This window comes from Nonomuraea sp. NPDC049419 (assembly GCF_040676995.1).
Taxonomy (GTDB): Bacteria; Actinomycetota; Actinomycetes; order Streptosporangiales; family Streptosporangiaceae; genus Nonomuraea; species Nonomuraea salmonea.
This window is the reverse complement of record NZ_JBFAQB010000001.1, coordinates 370,575-397,217: the sequence shown is the minus strand read 5'-3', so window position 1 is coordinate 397,217 and position 26,643 is coordinate 370,575. Positions and strand designations below refer to the sequence as shown.

Below are 26,643 nucleotides of genomic sequence, written 5' to 3'. Positions count from 1 at the left end.
TCGGACGACCGAAACAGTCAAATATCTCGGCAAACATTTACAAACCAGACATAGAAACGGCCCTAGGTGGATGTTCTCGACCGGCGCCTCGTCGCCGCCCTGCAAGTCAGCCCCCGAGCGTCGTGGGGCGAGCTCGGCCGGGCCGTGGGCGAGCACGAGCGCACGGTCGCGCGGCGGCTGCAGCGGCTGATCGCCGACGGCGTCGTCCGCGTCACCGCCATCTACGACGACCTGCGCACCGGCCACGGCCGTCCCGTGCACCTGCACGTCCAGGTGCGTCCCGGCACCGTGCCCGAGGTGGCCAAGGCGCTGGCCGGCCGGGCCGACACCCGCTCGGTCTACGCGCTCACCGGAGCCGCCGACATCGGCTGCGAGCTGGTCGCCCCCACCAGGGAGGACCTGCACCACATCCTGTCCTCCCAGGTCACCGGCATCGACGGCGTGCTGCAGACGCAGACCCAGGTGGTGCTGCACACGTTCAGGACCGTCGCCGAGTGGCACGCCCCCTTCCTCACCGAGCGCGAGGTCGCCGAGCTGCGGCCGGGCCCGCTCCCCGAGTCGGAGCCGGAGCCGCCGCCCGACGAGGAGGGCCTGACACCGCTGGAGCAGGAGATCGCCGAGCTGCTCGCCGGCGACGGGCGCATCGCGTTCACCGCGGTCGCCGAGCGCCTCGACATCTCCGTGCCGACCGCCCGCAGGCGGGTCACCTCGCTCATCGAGCGGCGGCTGCTGCTGCCGCGCGCCGAGGTCGAGCCCGCGCTGCTCGGCCTGGAGGTCGAGGCCATGCTCTGGCTCAAGGCCCGCCCCCACGGCCTCGACCGGGTCGGCCGGCAACTGGCCGCGCACCCCGACGTCCGTTACTGCGCCGCGACCACGGGCACGCATTCCCTCATCGTGCAGGTCGTGGCGGCGCACGAGGCGGCGCTCTACCGTTTCATGACCGGCGTCGTCGGCCGGTACGACGAGATCACCGACGTCGACCTCACCCTGATCACCCGCGCCTACAAGCGCGGTCACCTCCACAAGTCCGGACTGCTCACGCTCGACCACCGTTGGGAGAACACACCATGACCCCTGCTGAGAGGGAAGTCGCCGACCTGTGCGTGGAGCTGATCCGCGCCGACAGCAGCAACTACGGCGACGGCAGCGGCCCCGGTGAACGCGCCGCCGCCGAGGTCGTCATGGCCAGGCTGGCCGAGGTCGGCATCGAGCCGACGTACATCGAGAGCGAGCCCGGCCGCGGCAACGTGATCACCCGCGTCGAGGGCACCGACTCCTCGCTGCCCGCCCTGCTCGTGCACGGCCACCTCGACGTCGTGCCGGCCAACGCCGCCGACTGGTCGGTCGACCCGTTCGCGGGCGAGGTGCGCGACGGCTACATCTGGGGCCGCGGCGCCGTGGACATGAAGGACATGGACGCGATGATGCTGGCCGTGCTGCGCCGCTTCAAGCGCGAGGGCGTCAGGCCGCGCCGCGACATCGTCTTCGCCTGGGTGGCCGACGAGGAGGCCGGCGGCGTGTACGGCGCCAAATATCTCACCGCGCACCACCCCGAGCTGTTCGAGGGCGTCACCGAGTCGATCAGCGAGGTCGGCGGCTACTCGCTCGAGGTGGACCCGTCGCTGCGGCTCTACCTCATCGAGACCGCCCAGAAGGGCCTGGCCTGGATGAAGCTGATCGCCGACGGCACCGCCGGCCACGGCTCCATGCTGAACGACGACAACGCCGTCACCGAGGTCGCCAAGGCGGTGGCCAGGATCGGCGCCCACGACTGGCCGCTGACCTACACCGAGACCGTGCGCCGCTTCCTGACCGAGGTGGCCGACGCCTTCGGCATCCCGTTCGACGAGGACGACCCGCAGCCCATCCTCGACAAGATCGGGCCGCTGGTGCGCTTCGTCGGCGCGACGCTGCGCAACACCACCAACCCGACCCAGCTCGGCGCCGGCTACAAGTCGAACGTCATCCCCGGCCAGGCCACGGCCGTGGTGGACGGGCGGTTCCTGCCGGGGCACGAGGAGGAGTTCTTCAAGACCGTCGACGGGCTGCTCGGGCCGAAGGTGCGCCGCGAGTTCGTGCACCACGACATCGCGCTGGAGACCTCGTTCGACGGGGCGCTGGTCGAGTCGATGATCGCGGCGCTGAAGGCCGAGGACCCGGCGGCGCGGGCGATCCCGTACTGCATGTCGGGCGGCACCGACAACAAGACCTTCTTCGCCGACCTCGGCGTGCGCGGGTTCGGGTTCGTGCCGCTGCGGCTGCCCGCCGACATGGACTTCGCCTCGATGTTCCACGGCGTGGACGAGCGGGTGCCGGTGGACGCCCTCCAGTTCGGCGTGCGGGTACTGGACAGGCTGCTCCTAAACTACTGAAGGTGACCAAAGACGCATACACCCTGGCCAGTGAGGCCGCCGCGGCGCTGCGCAGCGCCGCGGGCCTCGACAAGCTCGACGTGCCGCTCGACGTGGCGCTCGTCATGGGGTCGGGGTGGGTGCCCGCCGCCGACGCGCTCGGCGAGACGGTGAGCGAGATCCCCTTCACCGATCTGCCCGGCTTCCGCGCCCCCGCCGTCGCCGGGCACGGCGGCAAGATCCGCGTCGTGCGCACCCCGTCCGGCCGGCACGCGCTGATCTTCCTCGGTCGCACCCACCTGTACGAGGGGCTCGGGGTCGACGCGGTCGTCCACGGCGTACGCACGGCGGCGGCGGCCGGCGTACGCACGCTGGTGCTCACCAACGCGGCCGGCGGCCTGCGGCCAGAGACGCAGAACGTCGGCGACCCGGTCCTGATCAGCGACCACATCAACCTGACCGGTGCCAACCCGATCACCGGCACCACGTTCATCGACCTCACCGAGGTCTACTCGAGGCGGCTGCGCGCGCTGGTGCGCGAGGTGGACCCGACCCTGGCCGAGGGCGTCTACGTCGCCTTCAGGGGCCCGACGTACGAGACCCCGGCCGAGATCCGCATGCTGCGCACGCTCGGCGGCGACATGGTGGGCATGTCCACCGTCCTGGAGGCCATCGCCGCCCGCGAGGCGAACGTCGAGGTGCTCGGCATCTCCCTGGTCACCAACCCGGGGGCCGGGCTGTCCGGCGAGCCGCTCGACCACGAGGAGGTCCTCCAGGTGGGCCGGGCGACGGCCGCCCGCATGGGCGTGCTGCTCGCCAAGGTGGTGGACCGGCTGTGAGCCCGGCTGGGAGCCCGGCTGGGAGCCCGGCTGGGAGCCTCGTGGACGAGGCCCGCGCCTGGCTGGCGCAGGACCCCGACCCCGACACCAGGGCCGAGCTGGCCGGGCTGATCGAGCGGGACGACCTGGACGCGCTGCGCGAGCGGTTCGGGGCGCGGCTGGAGTTCGGCACCGCGGGCCTGCGCGGCGAGCTGGGCGCGGGTCCCAACAGGATGAACCGGGTCACCGTGATGCGCGCCGCCGCGGGCCTCGCAGCCGTGCTCGGTCCCGGCCGGCACGTCGTCATCGGCTACGACGCGCGGCACAAGTCCGACGTGTTCGCGCGCGACACCGCCGCCGTGCTGACCGGCGCCGGGCTGCACGCCACCCTGCTGCCGTGCCCGCTGCCGACGCCGGTGCTCGCCTTCGCCGTCCGCCACCTGGGCGCCGACGCCGGGGTGACGGTCACGGCCAGCCACAACCCGCCGCGCGACAACGGCTACAAGGTCTACTGGGGCGACGGGTCCCAGATCGTGCCGCCCGTCGACGCCGGCATCTCGGCCGCCATCGACGCCGTCGGCCGGGTGGACGAGCTGCCGCTCGGCAGTCCTGGCACGCTGACGGAGCTGGGCGAGGACATCGTCGACGACTACATCGAGGCCGTCACCGCGCTGCCCCTCGGTGACGCGCGCGAGCTGCGGGTGGCGTACACGCCGCTGCACGGCGTCGGCGCGGCCACGCTGACCGGCGCGTTCCTCGCCGCCGGGTTCGAGAGCCCGATGGCGGTCGAGGAGCAGCGCAACCCCGACCCCGACTTCCCCACCGTCGCCTTCCCCAACCCGGAGGAACCGGGCGCGATGGACCTCGCCGCCGCGCTGGCCGGCAAGATCGGCGCGGATCTGGTGCTGGCCAACGACCCCGACGCCGACCGGTGCGCGGTGGGGGTGCCGCTGCCGGGCGGCGGCGTACGGATGCTGACCGGCGACGAGGTCGGCGGCCTGCTGGCCGAGCACGTCATCACGCACACCACCGGCGACCGCATGGTCGCCACCACCATCGTCTCCTCCACCCTGCTCGCCAAGATCGCCCAGGCCCACGGCGTGCGGTACGGCGAGACGCTGACCGGCTTCAAATGGATCATCAAGGCCGGGCCGGGGCTGGTGTTCGGCTACGAGGAGGCCATCGGTTACAGCGTCGGGTCCGACGCGGGGCTGCCGGTCTGGGACAAGGACGGCATCGGCGCCGCGCTGACCGTGGCGGGCATCGCCGCCGCCGCCAAGCGCGACGGGCGTACGCTGCTCGACCTGCTCGACGACCAGGCCCGCCGCTACGGCCTGCACGCCACCACCCAGCTCTCCTTCCGGGTCGCCGACCTGTCGCTCATCGCCGACGCCATGTCCCGGCTGCGGGCCGAGCCGCCCGCCGGCCTCGGCGGCCTTGAGGTGACCGCCACCGACGACCTCGCGCGCGGCGACGGCGGCCTGCCGCCGACCGACGGGCTGCGCTACCGGCTGGCGGACGACGCCCGCGTGGTCGTCCGGCCGTCCGGCACCGAGCCCAAGCTCAAGTGCTACCTGGAGGTGGTCGTGCCGGTCACCACGACGCCCGGCGAGGCGCGCGCGGCTGCCGCGCGGCGGCTTGAGGCCGTCGAGTCCGACCTCGCCGCGCGGCTGGGGCTGGGGTGACGGAGTTCGAGCGCTTCCTGGACCGGGTTCTGCCGGACCAGGAGGTGCTCGGGCTGGTGCTGAGCGGCTCGCACGCCCGCGAGGACACCGCCACCTCGCACTCCGACCACGACCTCTACGCGGTCGTCGCCCCTGGGGCCTCCCTCGCGCCCCGGCGGGACGCGCTGCTGGACGTGGTGGTCATGACGCTCGACGAGTTCCGTGCGCACGCGCTGCCCGGGTCGGGCACCGAGTGGAACCGCTACGCCTTCGCGTACTCCCAGGTGCTCAAGGACACGCCAGACGGGCTCATCGCCTCGCTGGTCGCCGCCAAGGGCACGCTCGCCGCTGAGGAGGCGGGCGTCGTGGCGTACGAGGCGCTCGGGGCGTTCCTCAACAGCGCCTACCGGTGCCTGAAGAACGCCCGCGACGGCAACGTCATGGGCACGCTGCTGGACGGCGCCGAGACGGTCCCCGCCTACCTCTCGTACGTGTTCGCGCTGCACGGGCGGGTGCGGCCGTACAACAAGTACGTGGAGTGGGAGCTGCGGCGGCACCCGCTGGGCGCGCCGCTGTGGGCGGCCGACGCGCTGCTGCCCCTGCTCGCCGCCGCCCTGACCCTTGAGGCCGACGGCGCCGTACGAACGCTGCTCAACGCCCTCGAACCCCATGCCAGGGCGGCCGGACACGGCGAGATCTACGACTCGTGGGGCGCGGACCTCGCGTTCCTGCGGGGGCACTGACCGCCTCGGGGGTTAGGACAGGCGGATTTGAAGGTCGGTGAGGAAGTTGGCGGGGTCGTTCTCGACGCGGGGGTCGGTGTTGTAGACCTCCAGGCGGCAGCCCCAGTGCTCGGCGCCGTCGCCCTCGGTCATGTCCCACTTCAGGCCCTGCTCCTCGCCCCACGCCAGCAGGACACGGGTGGCCTCGATGAGGCCGTCGAAGTGGCCGCGGTGGGTGAGGGTGGCGTAGCGGCCGGCGGGCAGGACCCCGGCGAAGTAGTCGCCCTCGGCCTCCACCGGCCCCGCGACCGGCACCCCGGCCTGCATCACCAGCCCGTCGCCTTCCGTGTCGAAGCTCTCGTAACGCAGGAACGGCGCCCCGGCGATGGCGGCACCGCGTCCCAGCAGCCAGCCGGCGATCTCGCCGATCCGGTCCGCGATGACCGGGATGGTGTTCATGGTGATGGCGCCGCGCACCCCGACGTACGGACGGTCGGGGAGTTCCACGATCTCAGGCATGCTGAACCTCCTTCTCCACCGTCAGACCGATGAGGCCCGCGAAACTCATCGCACGCTACGCGACGACCGCGGCGACCACCAGAGCGAGCGCGACGACCAGCGCCGCGATCGAGTCGTACGACCACGTCACCCGCGCGGGCCCGGCCTCCTTGGAGCGGCGCTTGGCGGACTCGGCGCGGTCGCGGATCTGGTCGCCCACCCAGTCGGCGTGGGTCTTGCCCGCGAACGCCTCGGCCGCCGCCTGCTCGCCCTTCGACAGGGTCGGCTCGGTGGCGAAGCGCCCGCGCTGCTGGGCGGGGGTGCCGCGCCGCTGCGCCTTGGCCCGTTCGCGCGCGCTGCTCATCGGGGTCCACAGCCGCAGCACCTGGTCGTCGTCGTAGCGCACGTTGATCGAGTGGGAGACGCCGACGTCCTCGATGGAGGCCCACGGCAGGAACGTGGTGCGGAACGGGTTGCGCCCCACCAGCCCCTCCTCGGTGAGCACGGTGGCGGGCCGCAGCGCGACCGCGTAGACCAGCGCGGTCAGCACGGCGAGCACGGCCAGCGCCACCAGCGACCCCTTGCCGCTGAAGCGGACGACCAGGTCGACGACGTTGAGCGCGACGAACACCAGCCAGATCCACGCCAGGACGTAGGCGGTCTTGGAGCGGTAGGTCTGCTTCACGGCTGCCACTTGAGCTGTGCGAACCCGGGCTTGATCACGCCGTTGATGAGCGCCAGCCGCTCGTCGAACGGCAGGAACGCCGACTTCATCGCGTTGACCGTGAACCACTGCAGGTCGTCCCAGCCGTAGCCGAACGCCTCGACCAGCTTGCGGAACTCGTCCGACACGGTGGTGGAGCTCATCAGCCGGTTGTCGGTGTTGACCGTGACGCGGAAGTGCAGGCGCCGCAGCAGCCCGATGGGGTGGTCGGCGATCGACGCGGCGGCGCCGGTCTGCAGGTTGGAGGTGGGGCACATCTCCAGCGGGATGCGCTTGTCGCGGACGTACGCCGCCAGCCGCCCCAGCTTGGCCGTGCCGTCGTCGGAGACCGAGATGTCGTCGATGATGCGCACGCCGTGGCCGAGCCGGTCGGCGCCGCACCACTGGATGGCCTGCCAGATCGACGGCAGCCCGAACGCCTCGCCGGCGTGGATGGTGAAGTGGGCGTTCTCCCGCTGCAGGTATTCGAACGCGTCGAGGTGGCGGGTGGGCGGGTAGCCGGCCTCGGCGCCCGCGATGTCGAAGCCCACCACGCCGCCGTCGCGGTAGCGCACCGCGAGCTCGGCGATCTCGCGGGAGCGCGCCTGGTGGCGCATGGCGGTCAGCAGCGTGCCGACGCGGATGCCGCGCCCCTGGGAGCCGCGCTCGAACCCGTCGAGCACGGCCTCCACCACCTGGTCGAGACTCAGGCCCCGGGTGGTGTGCTGTTCGGGGGCGAAGCGCACCTCGGCGTAGACCACGCCGTCGGCGGCCAGGTCTTCCGCGCACTCCTGGGCGACCCTGGCGAGCGACTCGCGGGTCTGCATGACGGCGACCGTGTGGTCGAAGGTCTCGAGGTAGCGTTCGAGCGAGCCGGAGTCGGCCGCCTCCTCGAACCACTGGCGCAGGTCGTCGGGGTCGTGGGTGGGCAGCCGGCCGTAGTCGGTCTCCCGGGCCAGCTCGACGATCGTCTCGGCGCGGAGCCCGCCGTCGAGGTGATCGTGCAGCAACACCTTGGGAGCCCGCCGGATCTCGTCAAGCGTGGGGCTCATCCGCCCATGATATGAGGACGGCCCGGCTTTCACTCGCCCCCACCGGGCCCGATCCCGGCGCGCGGCCCGCCGTCACTCGCGTCCGGCGGCCTCGGGGGCGAAGGCGGGCAGGCACACCGCGATGTACTCGGCGCCCTCGGGGCCGACGCTGTAGCGGACCTTCTCGCCCGGCGAGGTCACCACCGACTGCCCGGCGTCGACCCGCGTGGTGCCCTCGGCGTGCTCGACCAGCACGGTGCCGCGCAGGACCACGGTGTACTCGGTGAAGGCCGGCGTCTGCGCGGGCTCCTCCCACCCGGGCGGCGCGGTCATGTGGGCGATGGACACCGCCTCGTCGCCGCTGTTGACGCGGCCCACGTGCTCGTCGATCACTTTGCCACCGGGTACGGGGATGCGCGAGGCCCCCTCGATCTTTCTCACCACGACGGTCAGTGTGCCACGTCGAGCACGAGCCGATCCGGCGACCCCTGCTCGGTGACCCGGAACCCGGCCCGCCGGTCGAGCGCCAGCCCGATCCCGACGCGGCCCTCGAAGTCGCCGGTCCTGACGACCTTGGTGAGGTTGCCGAGCCCGGCGGCGTACACGGGGCCGCCGCCCCAGGTGGGCTCGCCCTCGTCGTCGTGGGCGTGCGCGGGGAAGAGCGTGAGCTGCAGGTACGCGCCGCCGCGTACGTCGATGGGCTTGCCCGAGCCGTCCTGGACGAACCCGTCCACCCATTTCACGTCATATCCGGGTATGCCGCCGCGCAGATCGACCACGAGCCGGTCATAGGTGTCGTGAGCCGCATACCGCACGTTCGTCACGACCGCCGGCTCCATGCCGCCCCGATCGACCTCCACCTCGGCCGTACGCGTCGGGCCCGGCTGCGCGGCCGGCCCGGAGGAGGACGGGCTCTGCGGCAGCGTGGCCTGCTGCGCGGTGCCGCACGCGGTGAGCACGCTCAGCAGGACGAGTGGGAGCAGCAGGCGGACACTCGACGGGCGCATGCCCGGTATTTGCCCAGCGTACGAGCCTGCAAGCGCTCATCTCCCGACGACTCCCCGATGCGCCTCCTCCAGCGCGGCCAGCCCCTCCGGCGTGAGCCGCAGGTAGAGCCCACGGTCCACGTCGAGCACGAGCGGCGTCCCCTTGCCCCGGACCACGACTTGGATGTCGCACTCCAGGTAGGTGTTGACGTGCTCCTGCTCCAGGTAGTTGCGTTCGAGCACGTCGCCGTTGCGCGACCCGGCCTCCTCCCTGGTCTTGGAGGCGCCGCCGACGCCGCCGTACCCGACCGTCGGCGGTCCTTCGTGCCCGCCGCCGGACTCCGCGCCCCCGTCCGACGGGTTGCGCAGGTTGCCGGAGACGCCGGCGCGGGCGGCCAGGCCACGGCCCTCGCCCTGGCCGTGCCCTGACGTGTCCAGGGTCTGCGCGTAGACGCGCTGCTTGACCCGCGCCTCGGCGACCTCGCGGACGCCGGTGACCTCGATGCCGACCGTACCGACGCCGGGCAGCTCGTACGTGTGCCCCAGCAGGGACCCGAGGTGTGCCCGCATGGTCCGTTCCTTGGTGGCCTCGGTCAGCGCGATGCCGTCCTGGCGGGACAGCTCGAACCCGCCGGGCCGGTCGGCCACCGCCGGCGCCTCGCCGCGCAGCCTGGGCGGCACCGTGGCCAGCGGCGCCCACTCCTCGACCAGCCTGGCGGCGGGGAAGGCGACCTGGCTGACGTCCCCCTTGGGCATCGCGTCGCCGAGCATGGCGGTCAGCGGGCCAGGCCCGCCCTGCTCCGCCCAGCGCGGCCGGGCGGCGACGACCTCCGTGTGCGCCGCGACCGGCGTGCCGTGCGGGACCTCCGTGGTCAGGTGGCCCGCCACCAGCAGGCCGACCTCGCCGTGCGCCACCGCGCCGGACGTCGTGGTGAGGCCGACGTGCCGGTCGAAGAGCCGTACCGCGCCGTCGTGGCCGGTCAGCTCGCCCGCCTTGAGCAGCATGCCGCGGGCCGCGCCCTGCACCGGCTCCATGACGGGGCTGACCTTGGAGCGTTCGAGCGTGATGTCGTACGTGACCGGATGCCGGAACTCCTGCGGCGCCTCCCGCGTCTGGAAGCGGTTGATGTCCTTGACGTTGGTGCCGCGGGCGTCCACGGCGTGACCGTCGCGGGAGGTGGTGACCCCGGCCTCGCCGCCGGCGATGTCGCCGTCCGAGGTCCTGATGTAGCGGGCGAGCACCTCCTTGCCGCGGTCCGACCCCTTCTCCTGGAGGTTCAGGTCGCCGCCGAGCCGCTCGCTGCGCAGCATGAGCCCCGTGTCGGGCCGCTCGCCGACGTGCACACCGTCGCCCAGCCTGGCCGTGACCCTGATCCCCACGCGCTCGGTGACCCGGCCCGCCTCGTCAGTGACGAACAGCCAGGACGTCACGCCGTTCCCGCGCAGCTCGCCCAGCTTCGTCCCGAGCGCCTCCTGACCGAAGTGGCCGCGCAGCTGCTCGGCCACCGGGTGGGCGGTCAGCTCCTGGCCGGGGAAGAGCAGCCCCTCGCCGCGCAACGTCTCGACGATCGCGGGCAGGACGCCGCGCGCGTCGAGGTGGTGCACGGAAGCGGTGCTCATCGCCGCCTCGGGCGCCACATAGGTACGAGCGACGTCCGCGGGCTGCCCGGGGGCCTGCTCCGGGGCGGGAGGTTCTGGGACGTCCAGGTCGTGGCGGCGGGCCACCTCATCGGGCAGCACGACGTCCATGATGTCGGACACGCGCAGGTGAACGGGCTCCCCGTGCTCGACGACCGTCCCGGCAGTCCTGCTGGGCGTCACGGTCAGCACCAGGTCGCCCCGGTACCAGTGCGAGGCGCCGCCGTCCCCGTACGTGACCCGGCTGATGTCCCCACCGCCCCGGTACGAGCTCTCCAGCGACATCCGCTTGGCGGCGGCGTGCCCGCCCACCCGGGCCAGCACCTTGTGCTCGGTCCCCGTCACCGGGTGGCCGCCCTCGGGTGAGCCGCCGAGCGTGACCCGCACGCCGGCCCGCGCGTGCCCGCCGACGCTGCGCGCGCCCCGCTCCCCCTCGACGACGCGCGAGTTGCTGTTCGCGTACGCCTCGTGCTCGACCCCGGTCTCCGACTTCACGTACGTCATTCCCGCCACGTCGGCCTGCACGTGCAGCTCGTAGCGCCGGCCGCCGTGCTCGGCCACCACGTGCCGCAGCCCGCCGGGATGCGACGTGATCATGGTCTCCAGGGTGATGACGTCCACGACGTTCTCGATCGTCACCGGCACGTCCAGGCGGCCTGCGGGAGCCGGCCGGTCCGCCCAGGCGGCGTGCACCTCGGCCACCGCCCGCGCCAGATCCGGCATCGCGCCCAGGCGGACGATCGCGTGCAGCCGGTCGTCGTGCGCCCACACGTCGCGGGGCGGCCCGTCGAGCCGCTCCATGCGGCCCACGGCCGTGACGTCACCGGCCAGCAGCGGCGTCTCCTGCAGGTGCGGCTCGGGGACGACGATCTCCGCCCGGCTGCCGTCCACCCGCCACGACGTGTCGGCCACCACCGCGCCGTCCTTCGAGACCCTTAGCTGGACGTCGAACGACAGGTCCCTGGTGAAGGTGAACCCGCCGCCCGCCTCCGTGCGGTCGTATCGCGTGTGCCCCGCGCCGACCGCGACCGTCTCGGCCTTGGAGCCGCTCGCGATGCCCGCGATGTTGGGGGCGTCCACCTTCAGCACGCCCTCGGGCACGCCGGTCCTGAGCGCCCTGCCCACGTCCACCCGCGCCACGGCGGCCACCTCGCCGCGCACGCCGTGCGAGACCTCGCGCTGGCTGGTGCCGTTCCAGGAGGTGATCCTGCGCTCGTTGATCGTCACGGCCGTCGCGCCGACCTCGTGCCGGGGGCCGAGCACGCCTTGCGCCACGACCTCTACCGTGTGGCCGGCGATCGTGGTCTCGTACCTGATGCCGTGCAGCGCGTACGTCAGGTCCGCCTCCAGGGCGGCGCCCCCGTACCTGAGCTCCAGGTCGCGGACGATCTGCCGCCTGATGTTCTGCGGCAGGTCCGGCAGCGCCCCCTCGACGGCCTGGCGCAGCTCGGCGAACAGCCGCGTGTCCGCGTGCACCCTGATGCCGGTGCCGAGTCCTGGCCCGCGACCGGCGGCGAGCGTCCTGGGCTCCAGCGGGTGCGGGTCGTAGCCCGTCCTGTCTGATGCGAACTCCTGGCGTACGCGCTCCATCTCGCGGTGCAGGCCGGCCAGCTCCTGCTGGATCCTGTTGAACTCGCCGGGCGGCCGCAGGTCGTGGCCGAAGACGTCCCGTTCGAGGCCGGGCGCGTCGCGCGTCGGCAGGGCCAGCTCGGCCGGCACGTCCACGGTGAACGTGCCCATCGTCTCCGTCTCGACCTTCAGGCGCAGGTGGGCGTCGTACATGGTGAGGTCGGCCCGGCTGGTGACCACGGTGTGGTTGCCGTGGGCCCGGTTCGCCGTCGCGACGTGGTCGGAGCCGAAGCCGAAGCCGACGATGCCGCGCCCGATCGCCTCGGCCCAGTGGCCGGCGCGCACGCCCAGCCTGCCGCCCACGTGCAGGTTGAGGTCCCTGCCCTGCCGGTACGCCACGCCCTCCGCGTTGCGCCGCCCGAGGTCGTCACGGAGCATGCCCTCGACAGGAGGCCGCCCGTCGCCGTCCACCCGCTCGATCCTGGTCACCTCGCCGGTGATCCTGATCGACTCCTCCGCCGACCGCAGCGCCGACGTCTTGAACCTGACCGCCTCCGTGACCGCCCCGCTCGACAGCAGCGCCTGGCTGCGGTTCTTGATGCCCTGCTCGTGCAGGATGGTCGAGGTGAGGTGGTCGATGATCTTGACGACCTCGCGGGCGGGCACGCCCTCGGCGAGCGCGCGGCGCTGCACCTCCAGCACGAGCGGCGTCAGGTCGAGGCCGCTGACCGTGATGCCGTGGTCGCGGAACCGGCCCGCCGCCCCCTGCGGCACCTCGTGGCGCGGGCGGGCCGGCGGGTGGTCGGACGGGCGCGGCGGGCCCTCCCTGGTGAACTGCTCGGGGAAGGGCAGGGTCACCGCCAGGTCCTGGATCTTGCCGGCGGTCGCGAGCTTCGTGCCGTCGCGGTAGACGTCCACGGCGACGTCGGCGAGGAAGTAGTCGTGTTTCGGAGAGATGACCTTGTGGCCGCTCATCAGCTCGATGCTGCTGGTGTGCGTGGTCCTGGAGGTGTCGAGCAGTCCGGTACGCGGCAGCGCCGTCGACTCCTCGGCCGCGTCAGGCGACTCGGTCAGGTTGCGGACGAGGCCGCCGCTCACCTCCCTTGACGTGGCGCGTACCGACTTGCCCTCCACGCCGTCGCCGCCGAACGCGACCGGCTTCTCCGGCGCCAGGTCCGGGTGCTCCACGTGCGTGAACCCCTCGGGGCGCAGCTTGACGTAGATCGCCTTGTCCCCGACGTCCAGGGCCACGCCCTTCGCCAGGCGCTCGGTCCAGGCGTCGCGGTCACCGTCGGCGAGCACCTGCTCCAGCCAGTCGCGGACGGCCGCCCGCTCCCGCTTCGTCGCGCCCTCGATCCCGTCGGCCAGCGCCCGCGCCGCCGCCTTGGCGTCCTGCGGCACCTTGACGTCATGCACGGCCGTCTCCCCGAGCGCCCCGATCTCGGTGGTACGCGGCGGCCGCACCGGCCCCCGCCCCGCCTCATTCGCATCAGGCCGCGCCACCCCTTCCGGCCGCGCCGCCTGGACGGCCCCGTCAGGCCGCGCCCCCGAGGCACCGCCCTCTGAACGCGCCGCCGAGGCGGCCCCCTCCGGGGCGTGCGCCGGAGGGGTCGCGTTGGTCCCCTGCTGCTGCGAACCGGGCTGCTGGTGAGCGGGCTGCTGGTGGGCGGGCTGCGGGTCCGGGCTGGACGCGAGCGTGGTCGTGGGGACCTGCCCGGCCTGATGCGCTGCCCCACCGGAACGGGGCTCACCGCCGCCCGCTGCGGAGCCGGGGTCGGGGACGCCGGTGCCGGAGCGTGGGTCCGGGGTGCCGGAGGCCGGCTCCCCCGCACCGGAGCCCGGGTCGCCCGCGCCGGAGCCAGGGTCGCCCGGGCCGGAGCCTGGGCGCGGGCCGCCGGTGCCGGGGCCGGGGGTGGGGGGAGGGCCGCCTGAGGTCGCCGGTGGGGTGTCGGCGGGCAAGCCTCTGACCAGGTGCTGGCCGTCCGCGCCGAGTGCGCTGGACGTGATGCCCTTGGCCAGCAGGTCCCAGCTGAAGTGCCCCTGCGCCAGCAGGGTGCCGGCCGTGGTGAGGCCGCCGGTGACGGCGTACTGGGCGGCCTGACCGTACAGGGAGGAGTTGGCCGCGGCGAGCAGCTTCTCGAACGTGGACATCTCCGCCCGGGTCAGCCCGGCCCGCAGGGCGGGCGTGGCCAGCCGGGACAGCGCGCCCGACATCAGCCCCATCATGCCGCCCATCGCGCCGCCGCTCGCCGCCGAGATCGCGAGCTGCTTGACGTCGAACTCGTCCCTGCGGTTGGTCAGCTGCAGCGCCTGGATGCCCGCGTCCATCCCGCCCATGATCCCGGCGAAGACGGCGATGTTGCGCAGTGTCCGCCGGGCGATCTGCGCGACGGTCAGCCGCGCGATCTGCACGCGCGGCGGGATCAGGCCCAGGGCCGCGGGGTTGGTGACGGCGAGGTGCAGCAGCAGCACCAGGGTCGCGATCAGCAGCCACACGGTGGCCTCGATCATGTACTTGGCGTACTGGATCTGCACGCCCACGCCGTTGAGCGCGACGGCGGTGTCGACCAGCCGCTCGACGAGATTCGCCACCTTCTCGTCGGCCGTCTTCCTGACATGGCCGACGAAGGCGAGGTGCGCGTCGCCGTCCCAGTCGGCGCCGATGAGGCGGGCGCTGCCCGGCAGGTGGGCGTCGGTGCCCTCGACGATCCGGTACGCGGCCGTGATGCACGCGTCGGCCATCCGGAAGCAGCCGCTCTCGTCGCCTTCCGGCCAGTCCATGCCCACGGCCCAGCCCACGTACGGCTTGGCCCAGTCGGGCGTGAGGAACCCGTCGAAGCCCATGGTCGTTCAGTCGCGGCGCGCGGGCGGCCGGTCGGCGGCCTCGTAGTTGCGGCTGGAGACGTGCAGGCCGGTGGTGAGGCCGTCGAGGTCGTCCAGGTAGTCCTTGAAGGCGTCCTCGATGGCCTGCTCCATGCCGGGCAGCTTCTTGGCCAGCTCGGCGCCGTACATGTCGTCGCCGAGCGTCTTCCTGTCCAGGTCGAAGGCGGCGCGCAGGGCGGTCCTCGCCTCCTCGGCGTTGCTCTTCAGCTCCTGGTAGACGCCGCTGTGCCGGCGCAGCGCCGCCGCCCGTACGGTGAATCCGTCGCTCACCGGGAACCCTCCTGCGGGCCGGGGAGGAACGCGTCGAGCCCCTGTCCGAAGACCCCGTCAAGGAGCTCGGAGTCCGGCATGAGCGGCTCCATGAGCGTCCTGCTCCGCTCGGCGACCTCGCCCGCCGCCGCCTCGGCCTGCCGCATGATGGCCTCGGCCAGCTCGGACGGCGACAGGCTGCGGTAGACGCGCGGGTTCAGCTCGATGCCGCGCAGCCGCCCGTTGGGGCCGACGGTGACGCTGACCATCCCGTCCTTCGAGCGCGATGTACGCTCCACGGCGTTGTACTCCGCGTACGTCTCCCGCAGCCGGGCGACCTGCCGGTCGATCTCCCGCGCCATCTCCTCGATCGTCGCCTCGAACGCGTCGGCCACCGAAGCACTCTCCCCCTGTGAATGATCACAGGGATCGTAATATGAGCAGGAACAGACACGACGTCACGCTCGGGCGCTGTTAGCGGAGAATTAACCTGTTTGACGCAAAGCAAGCTCAGCTGGACGATCTGAGAAGATTACACCGTTTCGTAGGTCCGCACCGGCTCCGCCGCGGGGACCGCCTTGCGCGCCCGCAGCCCCGTCGCCGAGATCGCCAGACCAACCAGCGCCAGCACCAGCGACACCACGATCGCCGCGCGCAGCGAGCCGATCGAGAGCGTCTCGCCGCCGCCCGAGGTGAGCACGGCGGTCACCACGGCCAGCACGATCGCGCCGCCCACCTGACCCGAGGTGTTCAGCAGGCCGGAGGCGAGGCCCTGCTCGTCGTCGTCCACGCCGTTGGTGGCCTGGATGTTGAGCGCGGGGAACGACAGCGCGAACGCGATGCCCAGCAGGACCATGCCGGGGATCACCATGCCGCCCAGACTGGGGGTGCGGTCGATGCCGAGGAAGATCGCGTAGCCGCCGGCCAGCGCCGCCGCGCCGATCACGATGAGCTTGCCGGTGCCGAACCTGTCGGCGAAGTCGCCCATCTTGGTCGAGGTGAGCGCGACCAGCACGCCGGCGGGCAGGAACGCCATCGCGGTGCCGAGCGCCGACCAGCCCAGCAGGTTCTGGAAGTACTGCATGGCCACGAACTGGAAGGCCACGTACGAGCCCATGAGGATGACCAGCCCGAGGTTGGCCCGCACGATGTGCCCGGAGCGCAGGATGCCCAGCCGCACCAGCGGGTGGCGCACCTTCAGCTCGGTGAACACGAACAGCCCGAGCAGCGCGGCGACCCCGGCGAGCGAGCCGATCGTCCGCACGGACGCCCATCCGGCCTCGGGAGCCTGCACGACCGTGAAGACCAGCAGCAACATGGACCCGGTGATCGTCACGGCGCCGACAAGGTCGTGGCCGCCCTCGGCTCGCTCCTCGCGGCCGCGCGGCAGCACCTTCAGCGCGGCGATCAGCGCGATGACGGCGACGGGCACCGGCATCAGCAACGTCCACCGCCAGCCGATCTCGGTCAGCAACCCCGACAGCACCAGGCCGAGCGAGTAGCCGCTCGCGCCCGAGGCGGTGAAGAAGCTCAGCGCCTTGTTGCGCTGCGGGCCCTCGGGAAACGTGGTCGTGATGATCGACAAGGCGGCCGGGGCGGTGAACGCGGCAGCCACGCCCTTCACGAACCGCGCGGCGATCAGCAACCCGCCGTCGTCCACCACACCGCCCAGCAACGACGCCACGGCGAAGACGCCCAAAGCGACCAGGAACACCCTGCGCCGCCCGAGCAGGTCGGCGGTCCTGCCGCCGAGCAGCAGCAGCCCGCCGTAGCCGAGCACGTAGCCGCTGACCACCCACTGCAGCGAAGACGTGGTCAACCCCAGGTCGTGCTGGATGGCGGGCAGCGCGACACCCACCATCGAGACGTCAAGGGCGTCAAGAAAGATCACTGCGCAGAGCACGGCCAAGGCGGCCCAGCGCGAAGAAGGAGAAGTCATGAGCCAGAACAATACATGCACTCGCATCTAATGCAAGTGCATTTAATGCCGTTGCATGAGAGTTGGGCTGGTGGTAACCTCCGCGACATGGACGCGGACGACGTGGTCGAGACCTGGCACTACGTCCTGGCCAAGCACGCCAAGGCGATGTGCGCGCTGGAGCGCGAGCTGGGCGCGCGGCACGGGCTGGGACCCAGCGAGTTCGAGGTGCTCGACCGGATCGTCCATCACGACCGCAAGCTGCGCATCCAGGAGCTGTGCGACGAGGTCCACCTGAGCCAGAGCGCGCTGTCGCGGGTGGTGGGCCGCCTGGAGAAGGCCGCGCTCGTCTCGCGCGACGTCTGCCGCGACGACCGGCGCGGGGTCTACGTCTGCATCACCGACCAGGGCCGCGCCCGCCACGCCGAGGCCGTGCCCACCCATCGCGCCGTCCTCGCCGAGATCTTCCGCGAAGCCCCCGTCCTCACGAGCTGACCTCCGCGCCCCGCACTCCCCGCCTTCCGCGCGAAGGCGGGGATTCGTCATGCCTTCCCTCAGACCCGTGCATTCCGCTTGAGTGATACATACCGAGTATGCATACTTAGTACGCATGTCGGTCGATGGAGGAGCAATGACGTTCGTACGACTGGCCGATGTGGCCAGGGTGCACGGTGAAGGGGCGGCGGCCGTGCACGCGCTGAAAGGCGTGAGCCTCGAGGTGGGGCTGGGGGAACTGGTCGCGGTCATGGGCCCGTCGGGGTCGGGCAAGTCGACCCTGCTCAACCTCGCGGGCGGCCTCGACCGGCCCACGTCGGGGACGGTGCACCTCGACGGGCAGGACCTCGCCACCGTACGCGACCTGGCGGCGCTGCGGCGGCGCAGCGTCGGCTACGTCTTCCAGGACCTCAACCTGATCCCGTCGCTCACGGCGGCGGAGAACGTGATGCTGCCCCGCGAGCTCGACGGCGCGCGCTCGGGCCGGGCCCGCGAGGAGGCCATGGCCGCCCTGGCGGAGGTCGACGGGGCTGATCTGGCCGACCGCTTCCCCGAGGAGCTGTCCGGCGGCCAGCGCCAGCAGGTCGCGATCGCCCGCGCGCTGATCGGTGAGCGGCGACTACTGCTGGCCGACGAACCGACCGGCGCGCTCGACACGCGTACCGGAGACGAGATCCTGCGCACGTTACGGGCGCGCTGCGACGCGGGGGCCGCAGTGCTGCTCGTCACCCACGAGCCGCGATACGCCGGCTGGGCCGATCGGGTGGTGTTCCTGCGCGACGGAGCGCTCGCCGAGCCCACGGACGTGCCGCTGGAGAGCGCCCGATGAGCGCGATGCGCGCCGCGCTGCGCATCTCCCGCCGCAGCGCGTGGCGGGCCAAGGGCCGAAGCGCGCTCATCATGGTGATGATCGCCCTGCCCGTCCTGGTGATCACGGGGGTCGCCACGTTCTTCGCGACCGTGAACGTCTTGGGGCCCGAGATGGTGGAGACCGAGCTGGGCACGGCCGACGCCCGCCTCGTGCAGCAGCCGGAAGGCATGACGATCCGCCAGACCCCGCGCGGCGCGGCCCGTCAATGGAACGGCGACAAGCCGACCATCCCCGAGCGCAGCGCCGCCAAGGTGGCGGCGCTGCTCGCGCCGGGCACCCGCGTGATCCCCTGCAACGCCGGCGAGATCGAGCTGGGCACCGGGAGGATGGACGCGCTGGAGACCGACCTGCGTGACCCCCTCACCAAGGGCATGCTGACACCGGCCGAGGGCCGGCTGCCCGCCGGGCCGGGCGAGGTCGCGGTGACCCCCGCCACCGGCCTGCGGCCCGGCGACCTCCTCCGGCCTGCCGGCGCGACACCGCTGAAGGTGGTGGGCGTCGTCGAGCACGCGTACCGGCCGACGCTGCGGCAGGTCGTCGGCCCCGACCTCCCGCTGGTGCCGTCGGAGACGATCCACTACCGGAACGAGTACGGCGCCGCCTGGCTCGTCGACACCCCCGGCCCGGTCACCTGGACGGACGTGGCCGCGCTGAACACCGCCGGCATGTACGTCACCTCCCGCGACATGCTCGTGAACGTGCCCGGCAGGACGGCGGTGCGCGGCCTGCCGCAGACGGTCGCGCTCGGCGCCATGGTGATCATGCTGGTGCTGGAGACCGTGCTGCTGGCCGGCCCCGCCTTCGCGGTCGGGCTGCGGCGACGGCGGCGGGAGCTGGCCGAGATCGCGGCGCAGGGCGGCTCCGCCGGGCACCTGCGGCTGATCGTGCTGGCCGACGGCCTGGTGCTCGGCGGCACGGCCACGCTGGTGGCGACGGCGCTGGGCGTCGGCGCGGGAGGGCTGGCCGCCGAGATCGGGGCGCGTTGGGGCGGGCAGGCCGGCCCGCTGGACGTGCCGTGGCTCACGGTGCTCGGCGTCGCCGTGCTGGGCCTGGTCTCCGGGATCGTGGCGGCACTGGTGCCCGCCGTGCAGGCGGCCCGGCAGGACACCGTGAGCGTGCTGGCCGGCCGCCCGCCCGCCGTGGCCATCCGGCGCGGCTGGCCGCTGGCCGGGGGCGTGCTGGTGCTGGCCGGGCTGGTGGCGACCGTACTGGCCCGGCGCCAGCAGGACCCGGCGACGGTGTGGACCGCCGCGCTGCTGATCATGATCGGCCTGGTGGTGCTGACGCCCTGGCTGATCGGCCTGACCGGGCACGTGGCCGGCCGCTTGCCGCTGTCGCTGCGGGTGGCCGTCCGCGACGCGGTGCGCCACCGGTCCAGGACGGCGAGCGCGGTGGCGGCCGTCACGGCGGTCACGGCCACGGTCGTCGCCGTCGGCATCAGCGCGCAGAGCGAGTACGTCGACCAGCAACGCGCCTACACCTCGGCGCGCCCGACCGGCACGCTGGCCGTCTGGGGCGGCGTGATGAGCGACAAGACCTGGACCAAGCTGCGCGCCGAGGCGGTACGGGGGCTTCCAGGAGTGCCGCTCGCCTCGGGCTACCAGGTGCAGGACACCCAGGGCCGCCGCTACGCCCTGCGCTATGCGGTGCGCTGGAACGGCACGCGCATCCGCCGTACGGTGGCCGTCGGCGACCAGCCCCTGCTGACGCTCCTTCAAGGACGCCACGACCCGCGGGCGGCCGCGGCGCTGGCCAGTGGCAAGGCGGTGGTGTTCGACCCGGCCGCGGTGCGCGACGGCAAGCTGCGGCTGCGGGCCGGCTCGACGTCGGGCCCGCCGCGCACCTTCGAGGTGCCCGCGGTGGTGGCCGCCCCCGCCGACGGGCACCAGGGCGGGGCGCTGCTGCCGCGCGGCCTGGTCGAACAGGCCGGTTTCACGACCCTGGAACGCCAGCTCTACGCCATGCACCGGCCGCCGGACCCGCTGGCCGGCGACCTGCGCAAGGTGACCTCCCGCGTGACGGTGGCCATGGAGGACGGCTACCGGCATCTGCCGAGCACCGGTCTGGGCGGCTGGCTCGTGGGCGCCCTGGTGCTGGTCGTCGGCGGCACGCTGGCCGCCACCGGCCTGGCCGCCGCCGACATGCGGCCCGAGCGCTCGACGATGATGGCGATCGGCGCCCCGCCGAGGACGTTGCGGATGGTCGTGGCCTGGCAGGCGCTCTACATCGCCGGTCTCGGCGCGCTGATCGGGCTGGCGGCGGGAGGGGTGACGGGCGTGGCGCTCAGCCGGCCGATGACGTCGCGGGGTTCCGGCGACCCGGCCACGCTCGCCCTGCCGTGGCCGTTCCTGGCCGCCGTCGTGGTGGGGCTGCCCCTGCTCGCGACCCTGGTGGCGCTGCTCACCAGGACCAGGCTGTCCCTCGCGCCCCGGCATTCGTGACGCACGACCCACCGGGCGCCGGTGGGTCGTGGGGTGACCGTCGTGGGGTGACCAAGGGGCACCCGCGGGCGCCCCTTGGTCGTCGGTCTTCAGGGGGTGATGCGGTCGATGACGAGCGGCAACTGCTGCCCGGCCACCTCGCCCACCTCGTACGCGCCCTCCAGCGCGGCAAGAGCGCGCTCGAAGCGCCAGGTCTCGTCGGCGTGCAGGGTCATGAGGGGCTGACCCTGGCGTACCAGGTCGCCCGGCTTGGCGTGCAGGACGACGCCCGCGCCGAACGACACCGGGTCCTCCTTGCGCGCCCTTCCCGCGCCCAGCCGCCAGGCGGCCAGGCCCACCGCGTACGCGTCGAGCCTGGTCAGCACGCCGGAGCCGGGCGCCTCGACCGTCATGGTCTCGGCCGCCCGCGGCAGCAGCGCGTCGGGGTCGCCGCCCTGGGCGGAGATCATCCGCCGCCACACGTCCATGGCGGAGCCGTCCTCCAGCGCTTTGGCCGGATCCTTGGCCCCGGTGATCCCGGCGGCCTCCAGCATCTCGCGGGCCAGCCGTACGGTGAGCTCGACCACGTCGGCGGGCCCGCCGCCCGACAGCACCTCGACCGACTCGGCGACCTCCAGCGCGTTGCCCACGGCCCGGCCGAGCGGCCGGTCCATGGCGGTCAGCAGGGCGACCGTGCGCACGCCCGCGTCGGTGCCGAGCGCGACCATGGTCTCGGCCAGTTCCCTGGCGTCGGGGACGCTCTTCATGAACGCCCCCGAGCCGACCTTGACGTCGAGGACGAGCGACCCGGTGCCCTCGGCGATCTTCTTCGACATGATCGACGAGGCGATGAGCGGGATCGACTCGACGGTGCCGGTGACGTCGCGCAGGGCGTACAGCTTCTTGTCGGCGGGGGCGAGGCCGGAGCCGGCCGCGCAGACGACGGCGCCGGCGGCGCGCAGGACGTCCAGCATCTCGGCGTTGGACAGGGAGGCCCGCCAGCCGGGGATCGACTCCAGCTTGTCGAGCGTGCCGCCGGTGTGGCCGAGCCCGCGCCCCGACAGCTGCGGCACGTACGCCCCGCAGGCCGCCACCAGCGGCGCCAGCGGCAGCGTGATCTTGTCGCCGACCCCGCCGGTCGAGTGCTTGTCGGCGGTGGGCCGGTCGAGCGCCGACCAGTCCATGCGCTCGCCCGAGCGGATCATGGCCAGGGTCCAGTCGGCGATCTCGCGGCGGTCCATGCCGTTCAGCAGGATCGCCATGGCCAGGGCCGACATCTGCTCGTCGGCCACCTCGCCGCGCGTGTACGCGTCGATGACCCAGTCGATCTGCGCCGTGGTCAGCTCGTGCCGGTCCCGCTTGGCCCTGATGACCTCGATGGCGTCCATCAGGAGCTCCTGCTGAGGTCCTGCGGGCCGAACGCGTACGGCAGGATCTCGGCCATGCGCTTGGGCCCGTCCTCGGTCTCGACGAGCAGGTCCTCGCCGCCGAACTCGTAGAGCAGCTGGCGGCAGCGCCCGCACGGCATCAGCAGCTCACCGTGGCCGTCCACGCAGGTGAAGGCGACCAGCCGGCCGCCGCCCGAGCGCTGCAGCGCCGAGACCAGGCCGCACTCGGCGCACAGGCCCACGCCGTAGGAGGCGTTCTCGACGTTGCAGCCGGTGACGATCCGGCCGTCGTCGACCAGCGCCGCCGCCCCCACGGGGAATTTCGAGTACGGCGCGTACGCGTGCCGCATGGCTTCGGCGGCCTCGTCGCGCAGGCCGTCCCAGTCGATGCTCAATGTTGTTCCCCCCGGCGATAGCTCACGCCGTCCGCCTTGGGCATCCGCAGCCGCTGGGAGGCGATCAGGAGCACGAGCAGCGTGAGCACGTGTGGCGTGATGAAGACGAAGTCGTTCGGCAGCTCGTCGATGACCAGCCAGAGCCAGAACAGCGCGGCCGCGCCCACGACGGCCCCTGCCATCACCACATACTGCCTGACGCCCGGCGCGGCCAGCTCGGCGGGCCGGTCGGGCGCGGTCAGGCGGCGGATCTGCAGGGCGAGGTAGGCCAGCAGCAGCACCGCGCCGAACAGGAAGAACGTGGTGACGGTCTGGGCGCTGCGCAGTTGCAGGCCGTTGGCGTAGCCGAACAGGGCGGAGCCCGCGGCCAGGCCGCCGGGACGCCAGTTGCCGAAGATCATGGCGGCGAGGCCGATGAAGCCGCGGCCCTGGGTCTGGCCCTCGACGTACTTGTCGGAGACGAAGACCAGGAACACGCCGCCGAGCCCGGCGAAGGCGCCGGAGAGCACCACGGCGACGTACTTGATCCGATAGACGTTGACGCCCAGCGACTCGGCCGCCCACGGGTTCTCACCGGCCGAGCGCAGCCGCAGGCCGAAGGCGGTGTGCCAGAGCACGAAGAACGTCAGCGGCAGCAGCAGCACGGCCAGGACCACCAGCAGGTTCATCTGGTGGGTGAGCCCGCGCAGCACGCCCGCGAGGTCGGCCACCAGGAACCAGTGGGTGCTCTCCAGCTTGCCGAGCAGGTCGGGCCCCGAGGACAGCAGCGGCAGGCTGATCGTGAGCGTGTCCCCGCTGACCGCGGGCGAGCTGGTGATGCCCGCGCCCGCCTCGGCGGCGGGCGTGCCCTCCTTGTAGAGCACCTCCGACAGGAAGCGGGTGATGCCGGGACCGAGCAGGTTGATGGCGACGCCGCTGATGATGTGGTCGACGCCGAACGTCACGGTCGCGATGGCGTGCAGGAGCCCGCCGAGCGCGCCGCCGAGCAGCCCGGCGGCCAGCGCGGCCAGGGGGCCCCACTGGTATCCGGCCCAGCCGGCGAACCACGTCCCGAGCACCATCATGCCTTCGAGGCCGATGTTGACCACGCCGGCCCGCTCGGCCCACAGGCCGCCGAGACCGGCCAGCGCGATCGGCACGGCGAGGATGAGCGCGGCGGCGACGGTGCCGGACGAGGTGAGGTCGTCGAAGCCGGTCAGCACGCGGACCAGCGACACCACCACGATGAGCGCGGCGACGCCGATCAGCGCGAGGTGGTATTTGCGGACCCTGGTCATGCTGCCACCTCAACGGGAGTGTTCCTGCCGAGCTGCTGGGCCGCTCGCCGTTCTTCGATTCTCAGCGCGATGCGGTTGGTCACCTCGTTGGCCACGACGACGAGCAGCACGATCGCGCCCTGGATGATGGTGACGACGGAGGCGGGGATGTCGGCGAACTGCAGCGCGCCCTGCGCCCGGTCGAGGAAGGCGAACAGCAGCGCGGCGAACGCGATGCCGACGGGCTTGTTCCTGCCGAGCAGCGCCACCGCGATGCCGAGGAAGCCCAGGCCGGCGGTGAAGTTGTTGGTGTAGGCGCCCCGGTCGCCGAGGATCTCCGGCAGGCCGATGAGCCCGGCGATGCCGCCCGACAGCACCATGGCAGCGATGATCATCTTCTTGGGGTTGACGCCGGAGGCCTGGGCGGCCGGGCCGTTGAGCCCGCTGGCCTTGACGTTGAAGCCGAACCTCGTGCGCTCCAGCACGACCCAGATCACCACGCCCAGCACGACGGCCACGAGCAGGAAGCCCCACAGGCCGCCGTTGCGGGTGGGCGGCAGCATGCCGAACCACTCGAAGACGAAGTTCAGGTCGGGGAACATGCCGGACTCCGGCAGCGGCGGCGTGGTCGTGTTGAGCTGGCCCGCCGCCCGCTCGCCCGCGAACGGCTCGCGCAGCAGGTACGCCGACAGCGCGATCGCGATGTAGTTGAGCATGATCGTGGAGATGACCTCGTTCACGCCCCTGGTCACCTTCATGACGGCGGGGATGAGCGCGTACAGGCCGCCGACCGCGGCCGCCACGAGGATGATGACCGCGATCTGGATGGGGGCGGGCGCCGTGAAGGTGGAGCCCACGAACGCCGCGCAGATCGCGGCGATGCGGTACTGACCCTCGACGCCGATGTTGAAGAGGTTCATGCGGAAGCCGACGGCGACCGCGAGACCGGCGATGAACAGCGGCACGGCCCGGTTGAGGAAGGTCGCGACGGAGTTGGACTCCGCCCGCGCGCTGTTGCCGAAGTCGAAGAAGGCGACCAGCGCGTCCAGCGGGCTGCCGCCCGCGATCACGATGGCCACGCTGCAGACGGCGATCGCCAGCACGACGGCGATGGCGGCGCCGGCGACGGTGAGCAGTGCCCGGTTGAGCCCGGCGGGCATCACGTCTCCTCGTTTCCGGCGATGGCGCCGGTCATGTAACCGCCCAGCTGTTCGGGCGTGATCTCGCGGGGGTCGAGCCCGGCGACGAGCCGGCCCCGGTAGATGACCTGGAGCGTGTCGGACAGGCCGATCAGCTCGTCGAGGTCGGCGGAGATGAGCAGCACGGCGAGGCCGGCCGCGCGGGCGTCGCGCAGGTGGTCCCAGATCGCGGCCTGCGCGCCGACGTCCACGCCGCGTGTGGGGTGCGCGGCGATGAGGAAGACGGGGTCGCCGCTCATCTCGCGGCCCACGATCAGCTTCTGCTGGTTGCCGCCGGACAGGGCCAGAGCCATCGTGTCCACGCCGGGTGTACGCACGTCGTACGCGTCGATGATGCGCTGGGTGTCGGCCTTGGACGCCTTCCTGTCCACCCAGATGCCCTTGCGCGCGGGCTTCCTGGTCTGGTGGCCGAGCACCCGGTTCTCCCACAGGGACGCCTCCAGGAGCAGGCCCTGGCGGTGGCGGTCCTCGGGGATGTAGCCGATGCCGGCCTCGCGGCGGCGCAGCGTGGACCAGGAGCTGATGTCGCGGCCGTCGAGCTCGACCAGGCCGTGCGCGGCCCTGATGCCCATGATGGCCTCGATCAGCTCCGACTGGCCGTTGCCCTCGACGCCGGCGATGCCCAGGATCTCGCCCTTGCGCACCTGGAACGACACGTCGTCGAGCAGCAGCCGCTTGCCCTCGTCGCGCAGCCTGGCGGCGTACTCGGCGACGGCGACGCCCTTGGGGGCGGGGTGGTGCCCGTCGGCCTCCACGGTGAGGTGGGAGACCTGCAGCGCGACCGTGTCGGTCACGGTGGACTCGCGGGTCTCCGGCGTGGGCAGCTCGCTGCCCACCATCAGCTCGGCAAGCTGGCGCGCGGTCACCTCGCGGGGATCGACGCTGGCCACGGTGGTGCCGCGGCGGATGACGGTGATCGCGTCGGCGATGCCGAGCACCTCGTCGAGCTTGTGGGAGATGAAGATGACCGTCAGGCCCTCGGCCTTGAGCTCGCGCAGGTTCTGGAAGAGCTCGTCCACCTCCTGCGGCACGAGCACGGCGGTCGGCTCGTCGAGGATGAGGATGCGGGCTCCGCGGTAGAGCACTTTGAGGATCTCGACGCGCTGGCGGTCGCCGACGCCGAGGTCCTCCACCAGCTTGTCGGGGTCGACCCGCAGGCCGTGGGTGGCGGCCAGCTCGGTGATGCGCCTGCGCGCCGAGGCGGTGTCGAGCCGGCCGGCCCTCTTCGGCTCGGCGCCGAGGACGATGTTCTCCAGCACCGTGAAGTTGTCGGCGAGCATGAAGTGCTGGTGCACCATGCCGATCCCGACGTCGATGGCGTCGCTCGGCGTACGGAAGCTGACCTCCGTGCCGTTGACCTTGATCGTGCCCTCGTCCGGCTTCTGCATGCCGTAGAGGATCTTCATCAGGGTGGACTTGCCCGCGCCGTTCTCCCCCACGATGGCGTGCACCGTGCCGGGCTGGACGGTGATGCGGATGTCGTGGTTCGCGACGACACCGGGGAAACGCTTGGTGATGCCCTCCAGCTCTACGGCGGGTCGCGCCGTGGCCAGGGTGTCAGCACTCATTTCGCCTCTCCTAGAGCGGGT

At 72.5% G+C, this 26,643-nt stretch carries 22 protein-coding genes; 8 read left to right on the top strand and 14 right to left on the bottom strand.

The window, feature by feature from the left end; translation table 11 throughout:
• The first annotated feature begins 66 nt into the window (after nt 1–66).
• Genes AB0K12_RS01975 through AB0K12_RS01955 form a run of 5 tightly spaced genes read left to right on the top strand, consistent with a single transcriptional unit; the run spans nt 67 to nt 5,576 of the window.
• Nucleotides 67–1,071 carry an Lrp/AsnC family transcriptional regulator gene (locus tag AB0K12_RS01975; RefSeq protein WP_364555000.1) on the top strand — a complete coding sequence of 335 codons (1,005 nt, stop codon included), beginning with the start codon at nt 67–69 and terminating at the stop codon, nt 1,069–1,071.
• A complete protein-coding gene (locus AB0K12_RS01970) occupies nt 1,068–2,372 on the top strand; it encodes a M20/M25/M40 family metallo-hydrolase (RefSeq protein ID WP_364554999.1) in 1,305 nt (434 codons plus the stop codon). Before AB0K12_RS01975 ends, AB0K12_RS01970 begins: the two co-directional genes overlap by 4 nt.
• Before the next feature lie 2 nt (nt 2,373–2,374).
• Complete coding sequence (locus AB0K12_RS01965) at nt 2,375–3,190, top strand: purine-nucleoside phosphorylase (protein WP_364554998.1); 816 nt, start codon at nt 2,375–2,377, stop codon at nt 3,188–3,190.
• Between the two features lie 41 nt (nt 3,191–3,231).
• A complete protein-coding gene (locus AB0K12_RS01960) occupies nt 3,232–4,854 on the top strand; it encodes a phospho-sugar mutase (protein ID WP_364554997.1) in 1,623 nt (540 codons plus the stop codon).
• Nucleotides 4,851–5,576, top strand: a complete 726-nt coding sequence (locus AB0K12_RS01955) for a hypothetical protein (protein WP_364554996.1) — start codon at nt 4,851–4,853, stop codon at nt 5,574–5,576. The genes AB0K12_RS01960 and AB0K12_RS01955 overlap by 4 nt, the downstream gene beginning before the upstream one ends.
• 12 nt (nt 5,577–5,588) lie before the next feature.
• On the opposite strand, the gene AB0K12_RS01950 is transcribed toward AB0K12_RS01955, so the two are convergent.
• The 9 genes from AB0K12_RS01950 to AB0K12_RS01910 all read right to left on the bottom strand — a co-directional run bounded on the left by AB0K12_RS01950 (nt 5,589) and on the right by AB0K12_RS01910 (nt 17,003).
• Nucleotides 5,589–6,074, bottom strand: a complete 486-nt coding sequence (locus AB0K12_RS01950) for a GyrI-like domain-containing protein (protein WP_364554995.1) — start codon at nt 6,072–6,074, stop codon at nt 5,589–5,591.
• Between the two features lie 55 nt (nt 6,075–6,129).
• A complete protein-coding gene (locus tag AB0K12_RS01945; protein ID WP_364554994.1) occupies nt 6,130–6,738 on the bottom strand; it encodes a PH domain-containing protein in 609 nt (202 codons plus the stop codon).
• Nucleotides 6,735–7,808 (bottom strand): adenosine deaminase, encoded by a 1,074-nt coding sequence (locus AB0K12_RS01940; protein WP_364554993.1) that lies wholly within the window; start codon nt 7,806–7,808, stop codon nt 6,735–6,737. The genes AB0K12_RS01945 and AB0K12_RS01940 overlap by 4 nt, the downstream gene beginning before the upstream one ends.
• A 72-nt stretch (nt 7,809–7,880) precedes the next feature.
• Nucleotides 7,881–8,231, bottom strand: a complete 351-nt coding sequence (locus tag AB0K12_RS01935) for a cupin (RefSeq protein WP_364554992.1) — start codon at nt 8,229–8,231, stop codon at nt 7,881–7,883.
• Nucleotides 8,232–8,236: 5 nt separating this feature from the next.
• A complete protein-coding gene (locus tag AB0K12_RS01930; RefSeq protein WP_364554991.1) occupies nt 8,237–8,794 on the bottom strand; it encodes a hypothetical protein in 558 nt (185 codons plus the stop codon).
• Nucleotides 8,795–8,830: 36 nt separating this feature from the next.
• On the bottom strand, nt 8,831–14,824 hold the full coding sequence (locus tag AB0K12_RS01925) for a hypothetical protein (RefSeq protein ID WP_364554990.1): 5,994 nt from the start codon (nt 14,822–14,824) through the stop codon (nt 8,831–8,833).
• 6 nt (nt 14,825–14,830) lie between these two features.
• The gene (locus AB0K12_RS01920) at nt 14,831–15,133 is read right to left on the bottom strand and encodes a type VII secretion target (protein WP_364554989.1); all 303 of its coding nucleotides are present in this window, start codon (nt 15,131–15,133) and stop codon (nt 14,831–14,833) included.
• Entirely contained in the window at nt 15,130–15,507 is a 378-nt protein-coding gene (locus AB0K12_RS01915) for a YbaB/EbfC family nucleoid-associated protein (protein WP_364554988.1), read from the bottom strand. Before AB0K12_RS01915 ends, AB0K12_RS01920 begins: the two co-directional genes overlap by 4 nt.
• Nucleotides 15,508–15,644: 137 nt before the next feature.
• Nucleotides 15,645–17,003 carry an MFS transporter gene (locus AB0K12_RS01910; protein WP_364554987.1) on the bottom strand — a complete coding sequence of 453 codons (1,359 nt, stop codon included), beginning with the start codon at nt 17,001–17,003 and terminating at the stop codon, nt 15,645–15,647.
• A gap of 135 nt (nt 17,004–17,138) precedes the next feature.
• On the opposite strand from AB0K12_RS01910, the gene AB0K12_RS01905 reads away from it, so the two are divergent.
• The 3 genes from AB0K12_RS01905 (at nt 17,139) to AB0K12_RS01895 (ending at nt 20,837) form a co-directional block, all read left to right on the top strand.
• A complete protein-coding gene (locus tag AB0K12_RS01905) occupies nt 17,139–17,525 on the top strand; it encodes a MarR family transcriptional regulator (RefSeq protein WP_364554986.1) in 387 nt (128 codons plus the stop codon).
• A gap of 136 nt (nt 17,526–17,661) precedes the next feature.
• Nucleotides 17,662–18,354: an ABC transporter ATP-binding protein gene (locus AB0K12_RS01900; protein ID WP_364554985.1), complete on the top strand. Its 693-nt coding sequence runs from the start codon at nt 17,662–17,664 to the stop codon at nt 18,352–18,354.
• Nucleotides 18,351–20,837, top strand: a complete 2,487-nt coding sequence (locus AB0K12_RS01895) for an FtsX-like permease family protein (protein WP_364554984.1) — start codon at nt 18,351–18,353, stop codon at nt 20,835–20,837. The genes AB0K12_RS01900 and AB0K12_RS01895 overlap by 4 nt, the downstream gene beginning before the upstream one ends.
• Before the next feature lie 89 nt (nt 20,838–20,926).
• Here the strand turns inward: AB0K12_RS01895 and AB0K12_RS01890 are convergent, their stop codons facing one another.
• From AB0K12_RS01890 to AB0K12_RS01870, 5 genes are read right to left on the bottom strand one after another with little or no spacing between them, the layout of a single operon-like run.
• Nucleotides 20,927–22,204, bottom strand: a complete 1,278-nt coding sequence (locus AB0K12_RS01890; RefSeq protein ID WP_364554983.1) for a thymidine phosphorylase — start codon at nt 22,202–22,204, stop codon at nt 20,927–20,929.
• Nucleotides 22,204–22,599 carry a cytidine deaminase gene (locus tag AB0K12_RS01885; protein ID WP_355411064.1) on the bottom strand — a complete coding sequence of 132 codons (396 nt, stop codon included), beginning with the start codon at nt 22,597–22,599 and terminating at the stop codon, nt 22,204–22,206. The genes AB0K12_RS01890 and AB0K12_RS01885 overlap by 1 nt, the downstream gene beginning before the upstream one ends.
• The gene (locus AB0K12_RS01880; RefSeq protein WP_364554982.1) at nt 22,596–23,876 is read right to left on the bottom strand and encodes an ABC transporter permease; all 1,281 of its coding nucleotides are present in this window, start codon (nt 23,874–23,876) and stop codon (nt 22,596–22,598) included. Before AB0K12_RS01880 ends, AB0K12_RS01885 begins: the two co-directional genes overlap by 4 nt.
• Complete coding sequence (locus tag AB0K12_RS01875) at nt 23,873–25,015, bottom strand: ABC transporter permease (RefSeq protein ID WP_364554981.1); 1,143 nt, start codon at nt 25,013–25,015, stop codon at nt 23,873–23,875. The genes AB0K12_RS01880 and AB0K12_RS01875 overlap by 4 nt, the downstream gene beginning before the upstream one ends.
• Nucleotides 25,015–26,622, bottom strand: a complete 1,608-nt coding sequence (locus tag AB0K12_RS01870) for an ABC transporter ATP-binding protein (RefSeq protein WP_364554979.1) — start codon at nt 26,620–26,622, stop codon at nt 25,015–25,017. The genes AB0K12_RS01875 and AB0K12_RS01870 overlap by 1 nt, the downstream gene beginning before the upstream one ends.
• Nucleotides 26,623–26,643: the final 21 nt, after the last annotated feature.